Raw genomic sequence first — 20,044 nt, 5'->3', positions numbered from 1 at the left:
TACGCCCCCATCCGCCAAAGCGGCGGATATCTCCATGGGCTTTGCTGGACGACATCCCGGCCTGTGCCATTACCCTTAACTTCGAAAGGAGACCCCGATGTCGATTACTGTAGAAGAAAAAAACCGTCTGATGAAAGAATTCGCCACCAAAGAAGGTGACACCGGCTCGCCGGAAGTCCAGGTGGCCATCCTGACCAGCCGTATCACCACCCTGACCGAGCACTTCAAAACCCACAAGAAGGACAACCACTCGCGTCGTGGCCTTCTGAAACTGGTTGCTCAGCGCCGTAAGCTGCTGGACTACCTGAAGGGCAAAGAAGAGCAGCGTTACCTGGACCTGATCCAGCGTTTGGGCATCCGTCGCTAAGACGACCGCCCCAAGATGAATACGGAGGCCGCGCATCAGCGCGGCCTTTTGCGTTTCAGGGCAACCTATCCCTTTGCGCCAGCCCAAAACGTTTGAACACGGCAAGGTGCTTTGGATTGGCGCAAGTTTTGCCCGACCAGACGTTGAGAGGGATGTCCCTCTTTTACGCCGGTGCATGATGTCATCATTTCATAAGCCTACGATCGTTTCTGCGCTGCTGATGGCGGCTGGTTTCGGCATTCTGACCCTCGTCGCGGAACGTTCTCCGGCGGCCGATAACTATTCGGACCGCGATTGGAACACATCGTTCTTTGCCAACTGCCGGTTGCCATCTGACTTGCAAGAAACGGATCGCTCACCTTCCGTCGAAACGATCCGCATTGCTGGCGACAACAAGCTGCGGTTTGTCCTGAACCCCAACGACATGGGCGGCTGTCGGTCAGATAGCAAACGTCGCGACGGAGCGCCCTATTGGGAGCGGGCCGAACTGCGCCAGTCCGAGAACCTGATCGTAGGCGAAAAGTACTCGATTGATTTCACGGCGAATTTCGATGAAGGATTCACGGGTCAACGCGAAACCTTTTTCCAGATCCACGGTTGGAGCAAGACCTGCGATGCCGCGCCGATGATGATGATGCAGTTCGGCTGGCGTAACATGAAGATCAAGGTTCAAAAGCCCAGTGCCAACGACGACAGCCCCAATGCGCGCGGTCGACAGGCCCTGATGATCGCAAGCGGCCCAGCCATAAGCAAACTTCGCGGAACAGAGCATAAGTTTCGCATTGCCTTGGATCTGACCGACCCCGCAACCGTTGCCGTTGCCATGGATGGCGTGCCGATCATGGCCCAAACACCTGTTCATTTTCCCGCCTGTGCCGAACCGCATCTGAAGATCGGTATTTATCGCCCCGGCAAGATCAACCCCGCCACGTCGGTCGTCACCTATGACGACATCGTCGTGGACCGCCTTCAGGATCCGAACAGCCTCAGCAACTAGACGTTGCGCCAGAATGCCCTTTCGATGTCGATTTCCTGCTGCATTGTTCTGGCATTCACAGCGTGAGGTTTAGAAAAGAGGTCCATTATGCGCATTCTGTTGTCCGTCCTGTTTGTCGCCCTGTCCGCCGTGGCAGCCCCGGCGCTGGAATTCAAAGACGGCGACTGGACCACCAGCTTTTACGAAAGCTGCAAATTGCCGGTCGAAACAGCCACCGCAAACCGGCCCCGGTCCATTCAATGGGCCGGAAACGGAGATCGAAAGCTGGCCGTTACGCTGGCCCCCGGTGACAAAGGGCGCTGCACCTCGGATGGCAAATGGCGCCATGGCGCGCCCTATTGGGAACGGGCCGAGCTGAAGCAACGCGGCGTGATGGGCAAGGGCAAGCTGCACCAGATCAGCTTTACCGCCAATTTCGCCGGTGGGTTTACCGGACGCGAGGAGACGTTTTTCCAAATCCACGGTTGGAATTCGAAATGCGACTCTGCCCCGCTGTTCATGCTGAAATGGCACGGCAAAAAGATGCAAGGTCAGGCGCTGGTGCCCACCAAACGCACCAACAACAAGAACGGCACCATTGCCAACTGGGGCAAACTGGAAACCGCGATCCGCAAACAGCCCCGCCTGAACCAGCTGCAAGGCAAGGACACCCGGTTTGAGGTCGACTTCGACACCCGCCGCGATCCGGCCACCGTGTCGATGCGTCTGAACGGGCAAACCATCGTCAATGAAAAGCCGGTCTTCTTCGAAGATTGCGCAACGCCGACGGTCAAACTGGGCATCTATCGCCCTGGTCGTTTGAACAAATCGGTCTCGACCCTGTTTCTAGACGATATCCGTATCGTAAGCCGTTAGGCCGCAGCCCCATACTTCAGGTGGGGTTTCCAAAACAGCAATTTTCGTATAGGGCAGCCCCATCATGAGACGTGTGCCCAGACCCCGGCACCCGAGAAGAATGATACGAAGGGTCGGCGGCAATGGGGCCGCCATGCAAACAGGAGACCCGGGAGGGCCCGGGAGAGCTCCTTACAGGATAGCTAGATGTTCAATGTAGTTAAGAAATCCATGCAGTGGGGCGAAGAAACGCTCACACTGGAAACGGGTAAGGTTGCCCGTCAGGCCGACGGTACCGTGATCGCCACGCTGGGCGAAACGTCGGTCATGGCAAACGTGACGTTTGCCAAGGAAGCGAAAGAAGGCCAAGACTTCTTTCCGCTGACCGTCCATTATCAGGAAAAATACTATGCCGCGGGCAAAGTGCCTGGCGGCTTCTTCAAGCGCGAAGCCCGTCCGACCGAAAAGGAAACGCTGACGGCGCGCCTGATCGACCGTCCGATCCGCCCGCTGTTTGTGTCCGGCTTCAAGCATGAAGTTCTGGTCATGTGTACTGTTCTGAGCCACGACCTGGTCAACGATCCCGATATCGTTGCGATGATCGCCGCCTCGGCTGCGCTGACCATTTCGGGCGTTCCGTTCATGGGCCCGATCGCCGCTGCCCGCGTTGGCTTTGTCGATGGCGACTATGTGCTGAACCCTGAAGTCGATGACATGCAGGATCTGCGCAACAAGCCCGAACAGCGTCTGGACCTGGTTGTTGCAGGCACCAAAGACGCCGTGATGATGGTGGAGTCGGAAGCCTATGAGCTGACCGAAGACGAAATGCTGGGCGCCGTGACCTTTGCGCACGAACAGATCCAGCCGGTGCTTGACCTGATCATTTCGCTGGCCGAAGAGTCAGCGAAAGAGCCGTTCAACTTCACCCCGCCGGATTACTCGGATCTGTTCGCCGTGGTCAAAGCCGCTGGCGAAGAGCAGATGCGCGCCGCCTATGCGATCACCGACAAGCAAGAGCGCGTCGCCGCTGTTGCCGCCGCGAAGGAGGCCATCAAGGCCGGCCTGAACGAAGAGCAACTGGCAGACGGCAACCTTGGTTCGGCCCTGAAGAAGCTGGAATCCAGCGTTCTGCGTGGCACCGTGGTTAAAGAAGGCAAGCGCATCGACGGTCGCGCACTGGATCAGGTTCGCTCCATCGTGTGCGAAACCGGCCTGCTGCCGCGCACCCACGGTTCGGCTCTGTTCACCCGTGGTGAAACGCAAGGTCTGGTTGTGACCACGCTGGGCACCGGCGACGATGAGCAGATCATCGACGCCCTGCACGGCAACTTCCGTTCGAACTTCCTGCTGCACTATAACTTCCCGCCGTATTCGGTTGGCGAAGTGGGCCGCGTTGGTTCGCCCGGTCGCCGCGAAATCGGCCACGGCAAACTGGCATGGCGCGCCCTTCAGGCCGTTCTGCCCGCCGCAACCGACTTCCCCTACACCGTCCGCGTAGTGTCCGAGATCACCGAGTCGAACGGCTCGTCCTCGATGGCATCGGTCTGCGGTGGCTCGCTGTCCATGATGGACGCAGGCGTTCCGCTGAAAGCACCGGTTGCCGGTGTGGCCATGGGTCTGGTTCTGGAAGACGATGGCTCGTTCGCGGTTCTGACCGACATTCTGGGCGACGAAGACCACCTCGGCGACATGGACTTCAAAGTCGCAGGCACCGAGAACGGCATCACCTCGTTGCAGATGGACATCAAGGTTGCTGGCATCACCCCGGAAATCATGAAGCAAGCCCTGGCACAAGCCAAGGACGGCCGCATGCACATCCTGGGCGAAATGGCCAAGGCTCTGACCGAAGCGTCGGATTTCTCGGTTCACGCGCCGCGCATTGAAACCATGCAGATCCCGACCGACAAGATCCGTGAAGTGATCGGCTCGGGCGGTAAGGTCATCCGCGAAATCGTGGAAACCTCGGGTGCCAAGGTTGATATCAACGACGACGGCGTCATCAAGATCGCATCGCCGAATGGCGAGTCGATCAAGAAGGCATATGACATGATCTATTCGATCGTGGCAGAGCCGGAAGAAGGTCAGGTCTACGACGGCAAAGTCGTCAAGATCGTGGACTTCGGCGCCTTCGTGAACTTCTTCGGCAAGCGTGACGGCCTTGTGCACGTCAGCCAGATCGAAAACCGCCGCCTGAACCATCCGTCGGACGTTCTGAAAGAAGGTCAGGACGTGAAGGTCAAGCTGCTGGGCTTTGACGATCGCGGCAAGGTGCGCCTGTCGATGAAAGTCGTCGATCAGGAAACCGGCGAAGAGATCGTTCTCGAGAAGAAAAAGAAAGACGACGAAGAGTAATCTTCTGTCTGTCCGACCCGGATTCGGGTCTGAAACAACGTTTAGCCCCGGCCATATCGGCCGGGGCTTTTTCATGACGTAACGTCTCTTTACGTCAACGCCATGCAGCTTAGGGGGAATTGGGCGCGAAATTCGGGGGAATTTCCCCTGAATACCGTGTGTCTGGTGTGATCAAGGCCCAGCCTGAAAACCAGCAGTGACAGAAAGTCTAATTGTCACAAAAGCTTAACAAAACACACGCAACGCGAGAATTGGCGCAGTATGGAAAACCATACTGGGAAATCCAAAGCGCTTTTAACCTTATTTGAACGCACAATCTCAAGATACATGCAGCTATCACGATTTGTCGTGTGAGCGCCGCGCTACCACTCACGGATAAGGATGCGTCGCGGGCCCCGGTCTGGATAGATCGGGGCCTTTCCGTTCCCCCCCTCGCATTTCCAGCCGCCGGCTCTAGACTAGCTGACAAGCCAAACAGAGGGGCACAGATGCGTAAACTGCAAGTTCAAGGCGTTCACCACATCACCCTGACAGGGGCCGACCGCCAAACCTCGATCGACTTCTGGGAAGGCGTGTTGGGCATGCCGTTCGTCTTTGACCAGCCCAATCTGGACAACCCCGACGAAGGGCATCTCTACTTTGATCCCGGCGATGGCCGGTTGATCACCATCTTCACCAACGAAACCCGCAAAGCCGACCGCCGCCGCACCCCCACCGATCCCGGCTGCGTGCATCACTTGGCGTTCAACGTGTCGCGCGCGACGTTCTTGCAGGTCGAAGCAAGGCTAGAGGCACGCGGCATTGGCCATTCCGGCCCAAAGGATCGTGGGTTTATGGACTCGATCTATTTTAAAGACCCGCTGGGGCTGTTGATCGAACTGGCCTGCTACAAGTTCGAACCGCCCATGGGTTGCACCCATGCCGACGTGATGATTGAGGCCCACCGCCGCCGCGTGGCTGCTGGCGACCACCACATCCAAGAGGTCCATCTGGCCGATGCCATCGAACATCTGGTTGAAATGCGGCAGCAATCCTTGTCCTCGGATCGGTTGCCAAAGAACCCTTACGTATAGCCCCCCTTTTCTGTGCCCCGCCCCTGTGGCACCGTTTTGACAAATTGAAAGGGGCGCCATGGAAGATATCGTCATCATCGGCGGCGGCATTGCCGGGCTTTCGGCTGCAGCATCCGTATCCCCCTTCGCCCGCGTCACCGTGCTCGAGGCCGAATCTCAAACCGGTTATCATTCCTCTGGCCGATCAGCCGCGGCCTTTCTGCCCGACTATGGCAGCCCCGCCGTGCGCGAAATGAACTACGCCAGCTATGCGCCCCTTGCAGCGATCCCCGATGTTCTGTCGCCCCGGTCCCTGATGCTGGTCGGCAAAGCCGGGCAGGAAGATCAGTTCCGATCCGAAGCCGCCGATCTGCATCTGGAAACGCTCAGCCTTGATGAGGCCCGCAGCATCGTGCCGATCCTGAACCCGGACACATGTGCCCATGTCGCGCTGCGTGACGGCGTGCATGACATCGACACCGATCTGTTGATGCAACATTTCATCCGGCTGGCCCGCATGAACGACACCGACATCGTAAGAAACGCACGGGTCGACACCATATCGCACTACGGCAAGCGCTGGGTCATCACGGCGGGCGACCGCACGTGGCAGGCCGACACGGTGATCAATGCCGCAGGCGCTTGGGTCGACCGTGTGGCCGCGATGGCCGGCATTCCGCCCATCGGGTTTCGCCCGCTGCGCCGGTCCATGGCACGGATTGCCCTGCCGGACCGGTATGACGCTACTCGCTGGCCGTTCATCGAATCCGTTGGCGAACAGTGGTACGCCAAGCCCGATGCAGGAGCACTGTTGGTGTCCCCTGCCGAGGAAGATCTGGTGGAACCGCACGATGCATGGGCCGACGATATGGTTCTGGCCGAAGGCCTGGCCCGGTATGAGGAAATGGTGACCGAACCCGTCGCCCGGATGATCTCAAACTGGGCGGGGCTGCGCACGCAATCGCCCGACCGGTCCTTGGTGATCGGGCGCGATCCGGCTGTGCCATCGTTCTTTTGGCTGGGCGGGCAAGGCGGCTACGGATTTCTGACCTGCTGCGCCGCTTCATCGCTGACGGCCGCGCTTTTGGCGGGGTTTCCGCCGGAATTGGCCCCCGCCTCGGTCGCCGCGCTGGCGCCCGACCGGTTCCGTTAACGCCAGTCCACCACCTCGGCCAGCGGCGCGCGCGTGGTGCGGAAGGCGTTGGCGGGATGATTTTGGTCCGCATAGCCAAAGGAAATGCCGCACAGAATATCGCGGTCATCGGGCACGTCAAACCAGCCGCGCATGAAGCCAGCAAACCCCGCAACCGAGGCCATGGCAATTGCACCAATCCCCCGTGCCTCAAACCCCAATAGGACCGCCGTCGCAAAGGCCCCGCAATCTAGAATGCCGTAAGGCCCCAGCGCTTTGGGCGTGGTGATCAACAGAAAATGCGGCGCGCCGAACAGACGGAAGTTCTCCATCATCTGGCGGCCCGATCCCTCGCGGTCGCCCTTTTGCACGCCTACGGCATCATATAGCTGCCAGCCGCATTCCCGGCGGCGATCTTTGTACAGCCCCTCATAAGCACTGGGAAAGGGCACATCGGAATTGTGCTTGGCCTGCGCCGCATGGGCATATAGCGCCTCACGCAGGCGATTGGTTTCCTCGGACCCGCAGGCAGTCACATGCCAAGGCTGGGAATTGCACCAGCTTGGCACGTTCTGCGCGGTTGTCAGCACCGCCTCAGTCTCGGACTGCGGCACTGGGTCCGGCAAATAGCCACGGCAGGATTGGCGTGATGTCAACAGGGTGGCGAGGGTGTCAAAGCTCATATCAGGCCTTTGGTTTTCAGGTCATGCAGAATGGCGGCAGAATGTTCGCCGCGCGTGGGGATCGGTCCAGGCGTGCGCGCCTCAGGGCCGAAGCGTGGCGCGGGGGCTGGCGCACCATCCTGCCAAATGCCCCGCGCCGCAATATGCGGGTCGGCCTGCGCGTCCTGTGGCGTTAGCACCGGGCCGACGCAGGCGTCAGAGCCATCGAACAGAACCAGCCAATGCGCACGGGGCTGCGCCGCGAATAGCACCTCAAGCCGAGCGGTCTGGACCGGCCAAAGCGCCTTGTCGAACTGGGGTTGAAGGCCTGCGTCCTCAGAGAGGCCCAAGATGTCCAGAAACTGCGCGTAAAACTTCGGCTCCAGACATTGGACCGAAATCGCCAGCCCGTCGGCGCAGGTGTAGCAGCGGCTCCAATGTGGGCCGTCCAGCAGGGATTGGCCGCGCTGGTTTTGGGAAAATTGCGCCTGCATCGACAGCAAAAGGCCCATCATATGCGTGGCCCCGTCGACAATCGCTGCGTCGACCACTGTACCTTGTCCGGTGGCGCGGGCGTTCAGGATGCCAGCCAACAGGCCGACCGCCAGATACATCGCCCCGCCGCCGATATCGCCCAGCATGGTCGGCGGCACGCCGGGGGTGTGGTCCGGCAAGCCTCCGTAGAACAGAGCCCCCGTCAGGCCGAGGTAGTTGAGATCATGACCCGCTTGAAGCGCCCGTGGCCCGGTCTGGCCCCAGCCGGTCATGCGGCCATAGACTAGACGGGGATTGAGGGCATGGGCGTCTTCGGGGCCAAGGCCCAACCGTTCCATCACGCCGGGGCGCATGCCTTCGGTCAGCGCGTCCGCCGAGCGGACAAGCGCCTTGGCGGTTGCGATATCGCCCGCGTCTTTGAGATCCAGCGCGATTGACCGCTTGCCCCGGTCCAGCAGATTTTCCGCCGCCTTGGCAGGGTTCGCCCCGCCGGTCTTGCGATGGACGACGATCACCTCGGCCCCAAGATCGGCCAAAAGCATTCCGGCAAAGGGCGCGGGGCCCAATGCCTCAAATTCGATGATGCGGATGCCGTTTAACATGCTGTCCTCCCGCCAAGCAGAAAAGCGTGGAATGTGGTTCAGGGAAAGGGGGACGTTGCGTTGCGTCAAGGGCGGGTGAGGGGGCTGTCTGCCCCCTCTTGCGCCTGCGGCGCAATTCACCCCCGAGGAATATTTTTGGTCAGAAAATGCAAAGGGGTTTGCGTCAGAGATGTTCCGGTTTAGTTCTAGCCGCATGACAGATTTGCCCGAGTCTTTGCAACATTGGTTTGACGCCCAAGGCTGGGCGCTGCATCCGCATCAGGCCCAGATGCTGACGGCCAAGGATTTGCCTGCGCATTTATTGATTGCGCCGACAGGGGGCGGCAAGACGCTGGCCGGGTTTCTGCCAAGTCTGGCCGAGCTGGGGGCCGCGCCGGGCGGGGGGCTTCATACGCTCTATGTCAGTCCGCTGAAGGCCCTAGCCGCCGATATCAAGCGCAACCTGCGCCGCCCCATTGAGGGGGCGGGTCTGGCCATCCGGGTTGAGGATCGCACGGGCGACACGTCAAACCACGCCAAGCGGCGGCAGCGGGCCGATCCGCCGCATATCCTTCTGACGACGCCGGAATCGCTGGCGCTGATGGTGTCATACGAGGATGCGGCGCGGACGTTTGCGGGGGTGCAACGGGTGATCGTCGATGAGATCCATGCACTCGCCGAGAGCAAACGCGGCGATCAGTTGATGCTGGCGCTGGCGCAATTGCAGGGCTTGGCACCGGGGCTGCGGCGCGTGGGGCTGTCGGCAACGGTGGATGATCCGGCGGCAATTGCCCGGTTTCTGGCCGGTCCCGCGCCCTGCCCCATTCTAATGGCCGATCCCGGCCCCGCGCCCGACATTGCCATGCTGCGCACCGACACGGCCCCGCCATGGTCGGGGGGCGGCGCGGCCTATGCCATTCCAGCGGTGCTGGATCAGGTGCGACAGCATAAAACCACGCTGATTTTTCACAACACCCGCGCCCAGGCCGAGATTTTCTTTCACAATCTATGGCTGGCCAATGAAGATGGGTTGCCCATCGCGATTCACCATGGCTCGCTTGATCGGGTTCAGCGTGAACGGGTTGAGGCGGCCATGGCCAATGGCAGCCTGCGGGCGGTGGTCTGTACGGGTAGCCTTGATCTGGGGATCGACTGGGGCGATGTGGATCTGGTGATCCAGATCGGCGCGCCGAAGAACGTCAAGCGTCTGGTACAACGGATTGGCCGGGCGAACCACCGGTACAACGCGCCATCCAAGGCGCTGTTGGTGCCTGCCAATCGGTTTGAGGTGGTGGAATGCCTTGCCGCGCTTGAGGCTGTGCGCGACAACGATCTGGACGGCGATCCGCGCGGTCCCGGCCCCCGCGACGTGCTGTGCCAGCACATTCTGATTGCCGCCTGTTCGGGACCATTCCATGCCGATGATCTGTTTACGGAACTGGCCAGTGCCGGGCCGTATGGCGATCTGACGCGCGAGGAATTTGACGCCTGTCTGCAATTTTGCGCAACGGGGGGCTATGCGCTCCGGGCCTATGACCAGTGGCAGCGGCTGATGCAGCGGCCAGACGGGCAATGGCAATTGCGCGACCCGCGCTCGACCCTGCGCATTCGGCAAAACATCGGCACCATTCAGGACACCGATACGCTCAAAGTCCGGTGGCGCGGGCGCGGCGGCGCCCCTTTGGGCGAGATCGAGGAAGGCTTTGCCGCCAGTCTGACACAGGGGGACACGTTTTTGATCGGCGGTCAGATCGTCCGCTACGAAGGGCTGCGGGAACTGACCGTCGAAGTGACCCGCGATCCGGGGCGCAAGCCGAAGATTGCCACCTTCAACGGCACCAAGTTTGCCACGTCCACCCAGCTGAGCCATCGTATCCTGCGCCTGCTGCAACAAGATGACTGGCCCGAATTGCCGGAGCACACGCGCAACTGGCTTCAGTTGCAGCGCGAGGTCAGCCAATTGCCCGAACCCGGGCGGCTGTTGATTGAGAGTTTTCCGCATGAGGGGCGCGAACAACTGGTTGTGTATGGGTTTGCCGGGCGCAATGCGCAGCAGACCTTGGGCCTATTGCTGACCAAGCGGATGGAGGAGACGGGCCTTGCCCCGATGGGCTTTGTTGCCACGGATTACGCCACATTGATCTGGGGGCTGGATGCCGTGACAGACCCCGAGCCGCTGTTCGATTTGGCCGCGTTGGAGGCCGGGTTAGACGGGTGGCTTGCGGGCAATGCGATGATGAAGCGCACCTTCCGCGCCTCGGCCACGATTGCCGGGCTGATTGACCGGCAAATCGGCGGGCAGCGCAAAAGTGGGCGGCAGGCGACCATGTCCTCGGACATTCTGTATGATACGTTGATGAAATACGACCCCGGACATCTGCTGCTGGACATCACCCGGCAAGAGGCCATGCGCGGCTTGGTCGATTTCGACCGCGTCCGCGAATTGGCCGCGCGGATCGGCGGCCGGATCGACTTGCGGCGCCTGTCCCGCGTGACGCCGCTTGCCGCGCCGCTGTTCTTGGAACATGGCCGGGTGCCGGTGCACGGGTCTGCGGATAACCGCCTGTTGGAGGAAGAGATCACGCGCCTGATGGATGACAGCGGATTGGCCCAACTGGATCTGGGCGGGGCGCAGGAATGAGCCTTGGTTTGCCATTCCAGTTCGGCGGCGAGGCGCTGATCGCCTTGACGACCGGGGCGCTATTCTGGCCTGCGCAGGATCTGCTGGTCGTGTCGGATCTGCATATGGGCAAAGCGGTGCGTCAGGCGCGGTTCGGCGGGGCCGTTCTGCCGCCCTACGAGGGGCGCGAAACGCTGGACCGGCTGGCCACCGATCTGGACCGCACCGGGGCGCGGCGAGTGCTGTGCCTTGGTGATAGCTTTGACGCGCCGGGGTTGGACACCGCCCTGCCCGATGAGGATCGGTCCCGGTTTCTGGCGCTTCAGGCCGGGCGCGACTGGATCTGGGTGGAAGGCAACCACGATCCGGGGCCGGTGGAGCTTGGCGGGCAGCATCTGGCGGATCTGCACCTACCGCCACTGATGTTCCGGCATATCGCCAAAGGTTGCGACGCGCCCGAAATCTCGGGCCATTATCACCCCAAGGCAACGCTGGCCCTACGGGGGCGGCGGATCACCCGGCCCTGTTTTCTGTACGACAGTCGGCGGCTGATCCTTCCGGCCTATGGCACCTACACCGGCGGGCTGCACAGCAATGCGGCGGCGTTTACAGGCCTGATGGAGCCCAACGCCCGCGCCATCCTGACCGGCCCGCGCATGATCGAAATACCGATGCCCCGCTAGACACCGACAGCCACCTGCCACAGAGTAGCCGCATGGACCTGACACATCGCATCCGCACCAGTTTCGACAATCAGTCTATGCTGGCCACCATCGGCGCAACGCTTGATTTCGTCTCAAAGGGCGAGGTGCATATCGGCGCCGCGCTTGCCCCGCATCTACTTCAGCAACAGGGGTTTGCCCATGGCGGGTTGGTGTTTTCGCTGGGCGATGTGGCGGCCGGGTACGCCGCGCTTTCGGTGCAACCCGACGGGGCCGAGGTTGTGACGGCTGAGCTAAAGATCAACTACCTGTCCCCCGGCACGGCCCCCCGCCTTCAGGCGCGCGGGCGCGTATTGAAACCGGGGCGGCGGCTGACCGTGGTGGCGTCAGATGTGTTTGGCATCGCCGAAGATGGCAGCGAAAAGCACATCGCAACCTTGCTTGGCACGATGGCGGTTGTTCCGGGGGAACGGCCCTAGCTGATCCGCGCTGCGGGCGGGTCTTCATTGGCTGCTTCAAACCGGATGCCTGCCGCGATGGCCGCATCCTTGGTGTTGCGGCTGACCGGCACCTCAACCCCATCGGCCATCAGCACCAAATCACGCCCATCGCGCCGAACCGTGCCGACGACCTTATCAACCGAAATCCAATGCGACCGGTGAATGCGCAGCCCCATTGGCCCAGGCATCATTGCCTCGGCATCGGACATGCGCATCAGGATTGTCGCCGTTCCCGCCTCTGTGACGACACGCAACCTGTGGTCCTGCGCCTCAAGCCGGACAACAGGGGCCCGCATATCTTCGGGCAGGCGCTGCATCAGCAAGTTTTCGACAAGACCCGCACCCTCAGGTTCTGGCGCGGCATCGATTGAAGCCTCTTCAACACCGTCAGACGGGGCTGCAACGATTTGCTGCGCCGCCCAAACCAACCCCGAAATCGTCAGAACCAAAAACAGCACCGTCGTGCCGCTGACCCAAGTCGACCAATCCGCAAACACGGTTTCGTTCATTCCAGTGATTCCGCCCGACAGGCACAGAATGAATGCAGGCCATGCCAAGCGCCCGGCCACCCCGCCCATCGCCAACAGGTTGTCCCGCACCTCACGCAGGACAAACACCATCGACATCATTGCGCCGAAGTAGAAAAACCGCTCTCCCAAGCTCAGCTTCGAAAAGGTGCCAAATGGGCCTGCCAGTGCGCAAATCACCAAGGCAATTCCCAACAAGACCAATGGAACTCTGCGAGAGCGCAAATATGAGGCGATAAAATTCAAACCGTGCCAGCCTTAGCCCTGCCTAAAATACAGTCTTCGTCGTGCAAAAATTAAACTATTGATAAAAGTACGCTTTTAGATGCTATTTTTATGTCTTTTTCCCATTTGCTCTGGCCGGTTTATGGCTCAATCAAATACTATTCAATTCAAATATCCGCGACTGTCCTCATATTCGACATAAAATGCAAAAGGCCGCAGCAATTTGCCACGGCCCTTAATTCTCATGTTTTGGGATGCGTTAAGCGGTCAATCCCTCAGGCTCGGTCAGCCCATTGGCCCGGCAGCACGCCGTCACCGTGTTGGCCAGCAGACAGGCAATCGTCATCGGCCCGACCCCACCCGGAACCGGCGTAATCGCGCCGGCCACCGCCGCGCAGCTGTCAAAGTGGCAATCGCCAACAAGGCGTGTTTTGCCCTCGCCCTTTTCGGGCGCGTCGATGCGGTTGATGCCCACGTCAATCACCGTCGCCCCCGGCTTGATCCAATCGCCCGGCACCATCTCGGGGCGGCCAACCGCCGCCACCACGATATCGGCGCGGCGCACCACATCCGCCAGATCCTTGGTTCGCGAATGGGCAATCGTGACAGTGCAGCTATCGCCCAGCAGCAATTGCGCCATCGGCTTGCCCACGATGTTCGACCGGCCAATCACCACCGCATCCATGCCCGACAGGCTGCCATGATGGTCGCGCAGCATCATCAGACAGCCCAGCGGCGTGCAAGGCACCATGGACTTCTGCCCAGTGCCCAAAAGGCCAACGTTCGAAATATGGAACCCGTCCACATCTTTGGCAGGATCAATCGCATTGATGACCAGATCTTCGTCCAGATGCTTGGGCAGCGGCAATTGCACCAGAATGCCATGCACCGCCGGATCGTTGTTCAGCGTGTCGATCAGCGCCAGCAGGTCCGCCTCAGAAGTGCCCGCATCCAACTTGTGCTCATAGGAATTCATGCCGACCTCAACGGTCTGCTTGCCCTTGGACCGCACATAGACCTGACTGGCCGGGTCTTCGCCCACCAGAACAACCGCCAAACCGGGGGTGATCCCGTGCTCTTCCTTCAGACGCGCCACATGGCCCGCCACCTTTTCACGCACGGTCGCCGCAAAGGCTTTCCCGTCAATCAATGTCGCTGTCATTCGTCCCGTCCTTCCGTGCCAAGCGTCTTTTCTTCGCGCGCCACGATTCCAGCAATCATTGCGCGCCACATCTCTTCAGCGATCTCGGGCGCAAATCCATGCGCCTCAGCCAGTTCGCGAACATTCTCCAATACGGCCTCGACCCGGCTGGGGGCTGCCGCCGATACGCCAAGACGGTCCTTGATCGTGACGATATGATCGGCCAAAGCCAGCCTTTGGGCCAACAGCGGCATGATCTGGCGATCCAGCGCATCAATTGCGCCGCGCACATCGTCCAAGGTTGTCATCTCTTCTAAGCGCATCTCAATCTTTCCCTTGCCTGCCGCCTACCAAGCAGCCTGGCCCCAAGCAATCCAGACAATGCCCTTTCTGACCAAAAATATCCCCGCCGGAGGCATCGCATCCCCTTTGGGATGCAGCGCGGGCCTTGGCTCGATGCCGAGGCCCGCGCTTTTGTCTTAAAACAGGCCTTCGATCTGGCCGCCTTCGTTCAAGCGGATCGTTTCCGAGGCCGGAACACGCGGCAGGCCGGGCATGGTCATGATTTCACCGCAGATCACCACCACGAACCCGGCACCGGCGCTCAGGCGCACTTCGCGAATGGGCAGGGTATGCCCCTCGGGTGCGCCGCGCAGGTTCGGATCGGTCGAGAAGGAATACTGCGTCTTGGCCATACAGACCGGCAGATTGCCATAGCCCTGCGCTTCCCATTCCTTCAATTGATCCCGGATCTTCTTATCAGCGATCACCTCACCCGCATGATAGATCTTGGTGGCAATCCGCTCGATCTTACCAAACAACGACATGTCATCGGGATAAAGCGGCGCGAATTGCGACCGGTCCGCATCGGCGATTTCAGCCACGCGCCGCGCCAGCGCTTCAGATCCTTTCGACCCATCGGCCCAATGCTTGGACAGGATCGCCTCAGATCCTTGGCTGGCCACGTAGTCCTTGACCGCCTGAACTTCGGCCTCGGTATCGCCGGAAAAATGGTTGATCGCCACGACCACCGGCACGCCAAAGCTTTTGACGTTGGAAATATGCCGCCCAAGGTTGGCGCAGCCCTTCTTGACCGCATCCACATTCTCAGCCCCAAGATCGGCCTTGGCCACACCGCCGTTCATCTTCATCGCGCGGACAGTGGCAACCAGCACCACGCAATCAGGCGCAAGGCCTGCTTTGCGGCATTTGATGTTCATGAACTTCTCGGCGCCCAGATCGGCCCCAAAGCCTGCCTCGGTCACAACGTAATCAGCCAGTTTCAGCGCCGTCGTGGTCGCAATGACCGAGTTACAGCCATGGGCGATATTGGCGAACGGACCGCCGTGCACAAAGGCCGGATTATTCTCCAAGGTCTGCACAAGGTTCGGCTGCATCGCGTCTTTCAGCAGGACGGTCATCGCCCCGTCGGCCTTGATATCACGGCAATAGACCGGGCTTTTGTCGCGGCGGTAGGCCACGATCATATCGCCCAGACGCTTTTCCAGATCGGCAAGGTCTTTGGACAGGCACAGGATCGCCATGACTTCGGATGCCACGGTGATGTCAAACCCGGTCTGGCGCGGGAAGCCGTTTGCCACACCGCCAAGCGAGGTCACGATATCGCGCAGCGCCCGGTCGTTCATATCGACCACACGGCGCCACACAACGCGGCGTTCGTCGATCTCAAGCTCATTGCCCCAATAGATGTGGTTGTCGATCATCGCCGACAGCAGGTTATGCGCACTGGTGATGGCGTGGAAATCGCCGGTGAAGTGCAGGTTCATATCCTCCATCGGTACGACTTGGGCATAGCCGCCCCCCGCGGCGCCCCCTTTCATACCGAAGTTCGGCCCAAGCGAGGCTTCGCGGATACAAATCGCGGCCTTCTTGCCAATGGCGTTCAGACCATCACCCAGACCAACGGTCGTGGTGGTCTTGCCTTCGCCTGCCGGTGTCGGGTTGATGGCCGTCACAAGGATCAGCTTGCCGTTCTTGCGGTCCTGAACCGAGTTGATGAAGTCCTGGCTGACCTTGGCCTTGTCATGACCGTAGGGCAGAAGATGTTCGGTCGCGATGCCCAGTTTCGCGCCGATCTCTTGGATCGGCTGTTTCGATGCCTCGCGGGCGATCTCGATATCGGTCTTAAATGCCATTGGTCCTCATCCCTGTGCAAAGCTGTGGCGATATGTCCAGATGCATATCGGTCTGGCCAGTCTTTACGCAGAGCATTTCCGACATTTCCGCACGTAGTTGCGGCGCGCTTGTATACGCGTGACTAAGATCGGAAACCGGCGCGTCCTTTGCGAACAGCAATTCGCGCCCTTCGCCCAAAAACCAAGGGATGATCCCGCTAACGCAGGATTGCACGGGCGAGCGGCCAATTCAGCCGCCGGCCAAATGTATACATCAGTTAGCTTTCAGAGCGTGCTTGCAGCACATGGCTCCAGGCGCGTTGGTCGGGGATGTGCAGGCGCAGGGTGTCGCCCATACGAATGCGCCCTTCCCGCTCAACACTGGCGGTCACGCCGCGCCGATTGCGGGCAGCGGCTTTGAATTTGGCACCAAAGCCCGGCGCGTCTTGTTCAATCTCTTTGCCCGGCAAAACGCAGGGCCGGTTCTCCATATCAATCACCAAAGTCGCGCCGCTTTCGGCCTGCAATCGCGACGACGGCGGGATGTAGGTGAAATCTGGAATGCCTTCGAGCACCAGCGTCGCACCGACCCATTCGGGGCGGATGTCATCCAACCCCATATCGCGGGCGATCAGGTCCAGTTCTTCGCGCGACACAATGGACAGCTGCCGCGCATTGGCGATCGGCGTGTGGCGCGGATGCTGCGAAAGCACGCGGCTACAGGACGGACGGGTCAGCCCGCTATGGCGTTCGCCGGGAATGCCTTCAAAGGTCAGATCCAAAGCACCAGACGCGGACGAGCGGATTCCCTGCCCTTCCAATGGCACTGTCCCCATCCAGACGATCCGGGCCTGAAAGTTTGTTGGCTTCAGTGCGGGCATAATCCGTCCCTTTCAAAAAATCGATCCTAAGAGGCAGACACCTGCCCAAACATTGGCCATTCAAAAGATCATTTCACGCTACATTTCAAGATGAAAAAAAGCCGCCTGAATGGAAACAGCACAGCCCCTTTGGCATCCTTGCTATACTCGGCTTCGATCCGGTCCTCATAGGCGCTGATGATCTCGGATTCTTCGGTCGGCGTCAGTTGATCCAGCACCGGTTTGGCAAAGGTCGACTGCGTGAACCGGCGCACAGGATGACCATCGCCACCGCCGGGAAGCACCTGAAAATACCGGGTTTGCCACAGATCCAGCGCCCCAAGCGGGGTTAGCAAGGTATGATAAGCCTCAGGCGTCAGAATGCCGGGACTGGCGTCCTGCGACACGCGGCCGGGGAACATGCCCGTAGCCAGATCATACCACAGCTGATGGGATGGCGCGTCGTTCTGATTGGGCACCTGCACGGCCAACACCCCGCCGGGGGCCAGCAGACCCGCCAAACGCGGCAATAGGCCGTCATGATCACCCAGCCAATGCAGCGCCGCGTTTGAGAAGATCAGCGCAGGCTTATCCTCGGGCTGCCACGTGGCGATATCGGCCAGTTCCAAACGATCATAAGCCCCCGTATCCTGCGCCGCGCCAAGCATCGAGGCCGAGTTATCGACCCCGATCAGACGCCGCCCCAGTTGCCTTAGGGCTGGCCCGACCGCGCCGTTGCCGCAGCCAAGGTCCACCACATCGCCCGCAGGCAAAGCAGGCAGCGCCCGGATCAAGTCCAGCGCAGGGCGCAGGCGCGGGCCAGCGAACCGGCTGTACAGCTCAGGATCCCAATCGCTCATTCATGCCTCATGCCAAAAACCTCATGCGAAGTTTAGAATATTAAGTGCGAAAATGAAAAGGCCGGGCATTTGCCCGGCCTGTGTCAATATTGCTTGTTTTGTGTCAGGCGCTCGGCTCTGGCTCCAGCCCGCCATCGTCGTTCGACTTGGCCTTAGGCTTGGTCTTGGGGATCGCCGTGACACTCGGCGTATCGTCATTGTCGCCGTCGTCGTCGCTGGCATGGGGCGGTTCGCCCTTGACCACGCGCTTGATCTCTTCGCCGGTCAGCGTTTCGTATTCCAGCAGACCCTGCGCCAGACGCTCCCACTCATCATTCTTGTCCGTCAGGATCTTGTAGGCGCGCTGATAAGCATCTTCGATGAAGCGTTTGACCTCTTCCTCGATCAGCTCTTTCGTATGGGCTGACACAGACAGACCCGCGGTATTGCCTTGATAGCCTTCGTGGGCTTCGGAATAGTCGATGTTGCCGACCTTGTCCGACATGCCCCAACGCAGCACCATCGCACGCGCCAGCGCCGAGGCCTGTTGGATATCGCCTGCCGGACCGTTGGACACATTGTCCGGCCCGTATTTCAGGATCTCAGCCGCCTTGCCCGCCATGGTCATGGCCAGCTTTTCCTCACACTCGGACTTGTGCCAGTTCAGGCGGTCAATCTCGGGCAGCGAAACCACCATACCAAGCGCACCACCGCGCGGAATGATCGTGGCTTTGTAGACCGGGTCACACTGCGGCAACTCCAGCCCCACAATCGCGTGGCCCGCTTCGTGATAGGCGGTCTTTTCCTTTTGATCGGCGGTCAAAACCATGCTGCGGCGCTCGGCGCCCATCATGACTTTGTCTTTCGCATTCTCAAAGTCGATCATGGTCACGAAACGGCGACCCACACGGGCAGCCATCAGCGCGGCCTCGTTCACAAGGTTCGCCAGATCGGCACCCGAGAAACCGGGCGTGCCGCGCGCGATGATGCGCAGATCGACATCCGGGCCAAGCGGCGTTTTCGCGGCGTGAACGCCAAGGATCTTCTCGCGGCCTTTGATATCGGGGTTCGGCACCGTGACCTGACGGTCAAAACGGCCCGGACGCAGCAGGGCGGGGTCAAGCACGTCGCGGCGGTTGGTGGCCGCAACGATGATGATACCTTCGTTGGCTTCAAAGCCGTCCATCTCAACCAGCAACTGGTTCAGCGTTTGCTCACGCTCATCGTTGCCACCGCCATAACCGGCCCCACGGGCGCGGCCCACGGCGTCAATTTCGTCGATGAACAGAATACAGGGCGCGTTTTTCTTGGCCTGTTCGAACATGTCACGGACACGGCTTGCGCCGACACCCACGAACATTTCCACAAAGTCAGAACCCGAGATGGTGAAGAACGGAACGCCCGCTTCGCCCGCAATGGCGCGTGCCAGCAACGTTTTACCGGTGCCCGGAGGGCCAACAAGCAATGCGCCTTTAGGGATCTTGCCGCCAAGACGGCTGTATTTCTGCGGGTTGCGCAGGAATTCGACGATCTCTTGCAGTTCTTCCTTGGCTTCATCGATGCCAGCGACATCATCAAAGGTCACGCGGCCATGCTTTTCGGTCAGCAGTTTGGCCTTGGATTTGCCAAAGCCCATCGCCCCGCCTTTGCCGCCGCCCTGCATGCGGTTCATGAAATAGATCCACACACCAATCAGCAGCAGGAACGGCAGAAGCGACACAAGGAACGACTGGAAACCAGACTGTTCCTGCTGTTCGGCGCGGACCTGAATGCCATCGGCGATCAGCTGTTGGGTGATTTCAGCGTCTTCCGGCTTAACCGTCACGTAATCGGTGCCGTCGGCCGCACGATAGCGGATCTGCTCTCCGTCCAGAGTGACAGATGTGACCGTGCGGTCGTTAACTGCCTGAATAAACTCCGAATAGCTGATTTCTCGGCTCTGAAGCGTGGTTCCACTGCCACTGAACAAATTGAACAGGGCCATGACCAGCAGGAACAGAACGACCCAGAAAGCGATATTTCTTGCGTTGCCCAAGGGGGAAGCTCCTATAGATGCGTGATGT

18 protein-coding genes are annotated in these 20,044 nt (G+C 60.2%); 9 read left to right on the top strand and 9 right to left on the bottom strand.

Annotated elements, in window-relative coordinates; genetic code table 11:
* The first annotated feature begins 97 nt into the window (after nucleotides 1–97).
* The 6 genes from rpsO (at nucleotide 98) to PRI8871_RS08910 (ending at nucleotide 6,755) form a co-directional block, all read left to right on the top strand.
* Nucleotides 98–367, top strand: a complete 270-nt coding sequence (gene rpsO / locus PRI8871_RS08935) for a 30S ribosomal protein S15 (RefSeq protein WP_108885827.1) — start codon at nucleotides 98–100, stop codon at nucleotides 365–367.
* Between the two features lie 175 nt (nucleotides 368–542).
* The gene (locus PRI8871_RS08930) at nucleotides 543–1,364 is read left to right on the top strand and encodes a heparin lyase I family protein (RefSeq protein WP_108885826.1); all 822 of its coding nucleotides are present in this window, start codon (nucleotides 543–545) and stop codon (nucleotides 1,362–1,364) included.
* 87 nt (nucleotides 1,365–1,451) lie between these two features.
* Nucleotides 1,452–2,219, top strand: coding sequence for a heparin lyase I family protein (locus PRI8871_RS08925; protein WP_108885825.1), 768 nt, complete (start codon nucleotides 1,452–1,454; stop codon nucleotides 2,217–2,219).
* Nucleotides 2,220–2,405: 186 nt separating this feature from the next.
* Nucleotides 2,406–4,550: a polyribonucleotide nucleotidyltransferase gene (gene pnp / locus PRI8871_RS08920; protein WP_108885824.1), complete on the top strand. Its 2,145-nt coding sequence runs from the start codon at nucleotides 2,406–2,408 to the stop codon at nucleotides 4,548–4,550.
* Between the two features lie 488 nt (nucleotides 4,551–5,038).
* Entirely contained in the window at nucleotides 5,039–5,623 is a 585-nt protein-coding gene (locus PRI8871_RS08915; protein ID WP_108885823.1) for a VOC family protein, read from the top strand.
* Between the two features lie 58 nt (nucleotides 5,624–5,681).
* Nucleotides 5,682–6,755, top strand: a complete 1,074-nt coding sequence (locus tag PRI8871_RS08910) for an NAD(P)/FAD-dependent oxidoreductase (RefSeq protein ID WP_108885822.1) — start codon at nucleotides 5,682–5,684, stop codon at nucleotides 6,753–6,755.
* Here the strand turns inward: PRI8871_RS08910 and PRI8871_RS08905 are convergent.
* The gene (locus tag PRI8871_RS08905) at nucleotides 6,752–7,417 is read right to left on the bottom strand and encodes a nitroreductase (protein WP_108885821.1); all 666 of its coding nucleotides are present in this window, start codon (nucleotides 7,415–7,417) and stop codon (nucleotides 6,752–6,754) included. The genes PRI8871_RS08910 and PRI8871_RS08905 overlap by 4 nt on opposite strands.
* A complete protein-coding gene (locus tag PRI8871_RS08900) occupies nucleotides 7,414–8,493 on the bottom strand; it encodes a CaiB/BaiF CoA transferase family protein (protein ID WP_108885820.1) in 1,080 nt (359 codons plus the stop codon). The genes PRI8871_RS08905 and PRI8871_RS08900 overlap by 4 nt, the downstream gene beginning before the upstream one ends.
* 193 nt (nucleotides 8,494–8,686) lie before the next feature.
* On the opposite strand from PRI8871_RS08900, the gene PRI8871_RS08895 reads away from it, so the two are divergent.
* Genes PRI8871_RS08895 through PRI8871_RS08885 form a run of 3 tightly spaced genes read left to right on the top strand, consistent with a single transcriptional unit; the run spans nucleotide 8,687 to nucleotide 12,233 of the window.
* Nucleotides 8,687–11,113, top strand: coding sequence for a ligase-associated DNA damage response DEXH box helicase (locus tag PRI8871_RS08895; RefSeq protein ID WP_108885917.1), 2,427 nt, complete (start codon nucleotides 8,687–8,689; stop codon nucleotides 11,111–11,113).
* Nucleotides 11,110–11,775, top strand: a complete 666-nt coding sequence (pdeM, locus tag PRI8871_RS08890) for a ligase-associated DNA damage response endonuclease PdeM (RefSeq protein ID WP_108885819.1) — start codon at nucleotides 11,110–11,112, stop codon at nucleotides 11,773–11,775. The genes PRI8871_RS08895 and pdeM overlap by 4 nt, the downstream gene beginning before the upstream one ends.
* A 32-nt stretch (nucleotides 11,776–11,807) precedes the next feature.
* Complete coding sequence (locus PRI8871_RS08885) at nucleotides 11,808–12,233, top strand: PaaI family thioesterase (RefSeq protein ID WP_108885818.1); 426 nt, start codon at nucleotides 11,808–11,810, stop codon at nucleotides 12,231–12,233.
* On the opposite strand, the gene PRI8871_RS08880 is transcribed toward PRI8871_RS08885, so the two are convergent.
* From PRI8871_RS08880 to ftsH, 7 genes are all read right to left on the bottom strand, one after another.
* On the bottom strand, nucleotides 12,230–12,913 hold the full coding sequence (locus tag PRI8871_RS08880) for a LytTR family DNA-binding domain-containing protein (RefSeq protein WP_219929012.1): 684 nt from the start codon (nucleotides 12,911–12,913) through the stop codon (nucleotides 12,230–12,232). The two genes, PRI8871_RS08885 and PRI8871_RS08880, sit on opposite strands and share 4 nt — an antisense overlap.
* Before the next feature lie 352 nt (nucleotides 12,914–13,265).
* Nucleotides 13,266–14,168 (bottom strand): bifunctional methylenetetrahydrofolate dehydrogenase/methenyltetrahydrofolate cyclohydrolase FolD, encoded by a 903-nt coding sequence (gene folD / locus PRI8871_RS08875; protein WP_108885816.1) that lies wholly within the window; start codon nucleotides 14,166–14,168, stop codon nucleotides 13,266–13,268.
* Entirely contained in the window at nucleotides 14,165–14,455 is a 291-nt protein-coding gene (locus PRI8871_RS08870; protein WP_181389414.1) for a chorismate mutase, read from the bottom strand. Before PRI8871_RS08870 ends, folD begins: the two co-directional genes overlap by 4 nt.
* 171 nt (nucleotides 14,456–14,626) lie before the next feature.
* Nucleotides 14,627–16,303, bottom strand: a complete 1,677-nt coding sequence (locus tag PRI8871_RS08865) for a formate--tetrahydrofolate ligase (protein WP_108885814.1) — start codon at nucleotides 16,301–16,303, stop codon at nucleotides 14,627–14,629.
* 257 nt (nucleotides 16,304–16,560) lie between these two features.
* A complete protein-coding gene (locus tag PRI8871_RS08860; protein ID WP_108885813.1) occupies nucleotides 16,561–17,163 on the bottom strand; it encodes an MOSC domain-containing protein in 603 nt (200 codons plus the stop codon).
* 68 nt (nucleotides 17,164–17,231) lie between these two features.
* Entirely contained in the window at nucleotides 17,232–18,002 is a 771-nt protein-coding gene (locus tag PRI8871_RS08855) for a methyltransferase domain-containing protein (RefSeq protein ID WP_108885812.1), read from the bottom strand.
* A 103-nt stretch (nucleotides 18,003–18,105) separates the two neighbouring features.
* Nucleotides 18,106–20,016 carry an ATP-dependent zinc metalloprotease FtsH gene (ftsH, locus tag PRI8871_RS08850; RefSeq protein ID WP_108885811.1) on the bottom strand — a complete coding sequence of 637 codons (1,911 nt, stop codon included), beginning with the start codon at nucleotides 20,014–20,016 and terminating at the stop codon, nucleotides 18,106–18,108.
* Between the last annotated feature and the right edge of the window lie 28 nt (nucleotides 20,017–20,044).

Source organism: Pseudoprimorskyibacter insulae (assembly GCF_900302505.1).
Taxonomy (GTDB): Bacteria; Pseudomonadota; Alphaproteobacteria; order Rhodobacterales; family Rhodobacteraceae; genus Pseudoprimorskyibacter; species Pseudoprimorskyibacter insulae.
This window is presented reverse-complemented; position numbering and strand designations above follow the sequence as displayed.

What these genes read in the sequence shown, in the direction of transcription:
- PRI8871_RS08855 (WP_108885812.1), bottom strand. Translation starts at nt 18,002, where the DNA reads ATGAGCGATTGGGATCCTGAGCTGTACAGCCGGTTCGCTGGCCCGCGC.
- PRI8871_RS08895 (WP_108885917.1), top strand. Translation starts at nt 8,687, where the DNA reads ATGACAGATTTGCCCGAGTCTTTGCAACATTGGTTTGACGCCCAAGGC.
- folD (WP_108885816.1), bottom strand. Translation starts at nt 14,168, where the DNA reads ATGACAGCGACATTGATTGACGGGAAAGCCTTTGCGGCGACCGTGCGT.
- PRI8871_RS08865 (WP_108885814.1), bottom strand. Translation starts at nt 16,303, where the DNA reads ATGGCATTTAAGACCGATATCGAGATCGCCCGCGAGGCATCGAAACAG.
- pnp (WP_108885824.1), top strand. Translation starts at nt 2,406, where the DNA reads ATGTTCAATGTAGTTAAGAAATCCATGCAGTGGGGCGAAGAAACGCTC.
- PRI8871_RS08930 (WP_108885826.1), top strand. Translation starts at nt 543, where the DNA reads ATGATGTCATCATTTCATAAGCCTACGATCGTTTCTGCGCTGCTGATG.
- PRI8871_RS08925 (WP_108885825.1), top strand. Translation starts at nt 1,452, where the DNA reads ATGCGCATTCTGTTGTCCGTCCTGTTTGTCGCCCTGTCCGCCGTGGCA.
- PRI8871_RS08915 (WP_108885823.1), top strand. Translation starts at nt 5,039, where the DNA reads ATGCGTAAACTGCAAGTTCAAGGCGTTCACCACATCACCCTGACAGGG.
- PRI8871_RS08885 (WP_108885818.1), top strand. Translation starts at nt 11,808, where the DNA reads ATGGACCTGACACATCGCATCCGCACCAGTTTCGACAATCAGTCTATG.
- PRI8871_RS08905 (WP_108885821.1), bottom strand. Translation starts at nt 7,417, where the DNA reads ATGAGCTTTGACACCCTCGCCACCCTGTTGACATCACGCCAATCCTGC.
- rpsO (WP_108885827.1), top strand. Translation starts at nt 98, where the DNA reads ATGTCGATTACTGTAGAAGAAAAAAACCGTCTGATGAAAGAATTCGCC.
- PRI8871_RS08910 (WP_108885822.1), top strand. Translation starts at nt 5,682, where the DNA reads ATGGAAGATATCGTCATCATCGGCGGCGGCATTGCCGGGCTTTCGGCT.
- PRI8871_RS08900 (WP_108885820.1), bottom strand. Translation starts at nt 8,493, where the DNA reads ATGTTAAACGGCATCCGCATCATCGAATTTGAGGCATTGGGCCCCGCG.
- pdeM (WP_108885819.1), top strand. Translation starts at nt 11,110, where the DNA reads ATGAGCCTTGGTTTGCCATTCCAGTTCGGCGGCGAGGCGCTGATCGCC.
- PRI8871_RS08860 (WP_108885813.1), bottom strand. Translation starts at nt 17,163, where the DNA reads ATGCCCGCACTGAAGCCAACAAACTTTCAGGCCCGGATCGTCTGGATG.
- PRI8871_RS08870 (WP_181389414.1), bottom strand. Translation starts at nt 14,455, where the DNA reads ATGACAACCTTGGACGATGTGCGCGGCGCAATTGATGCGCTGGATCGC.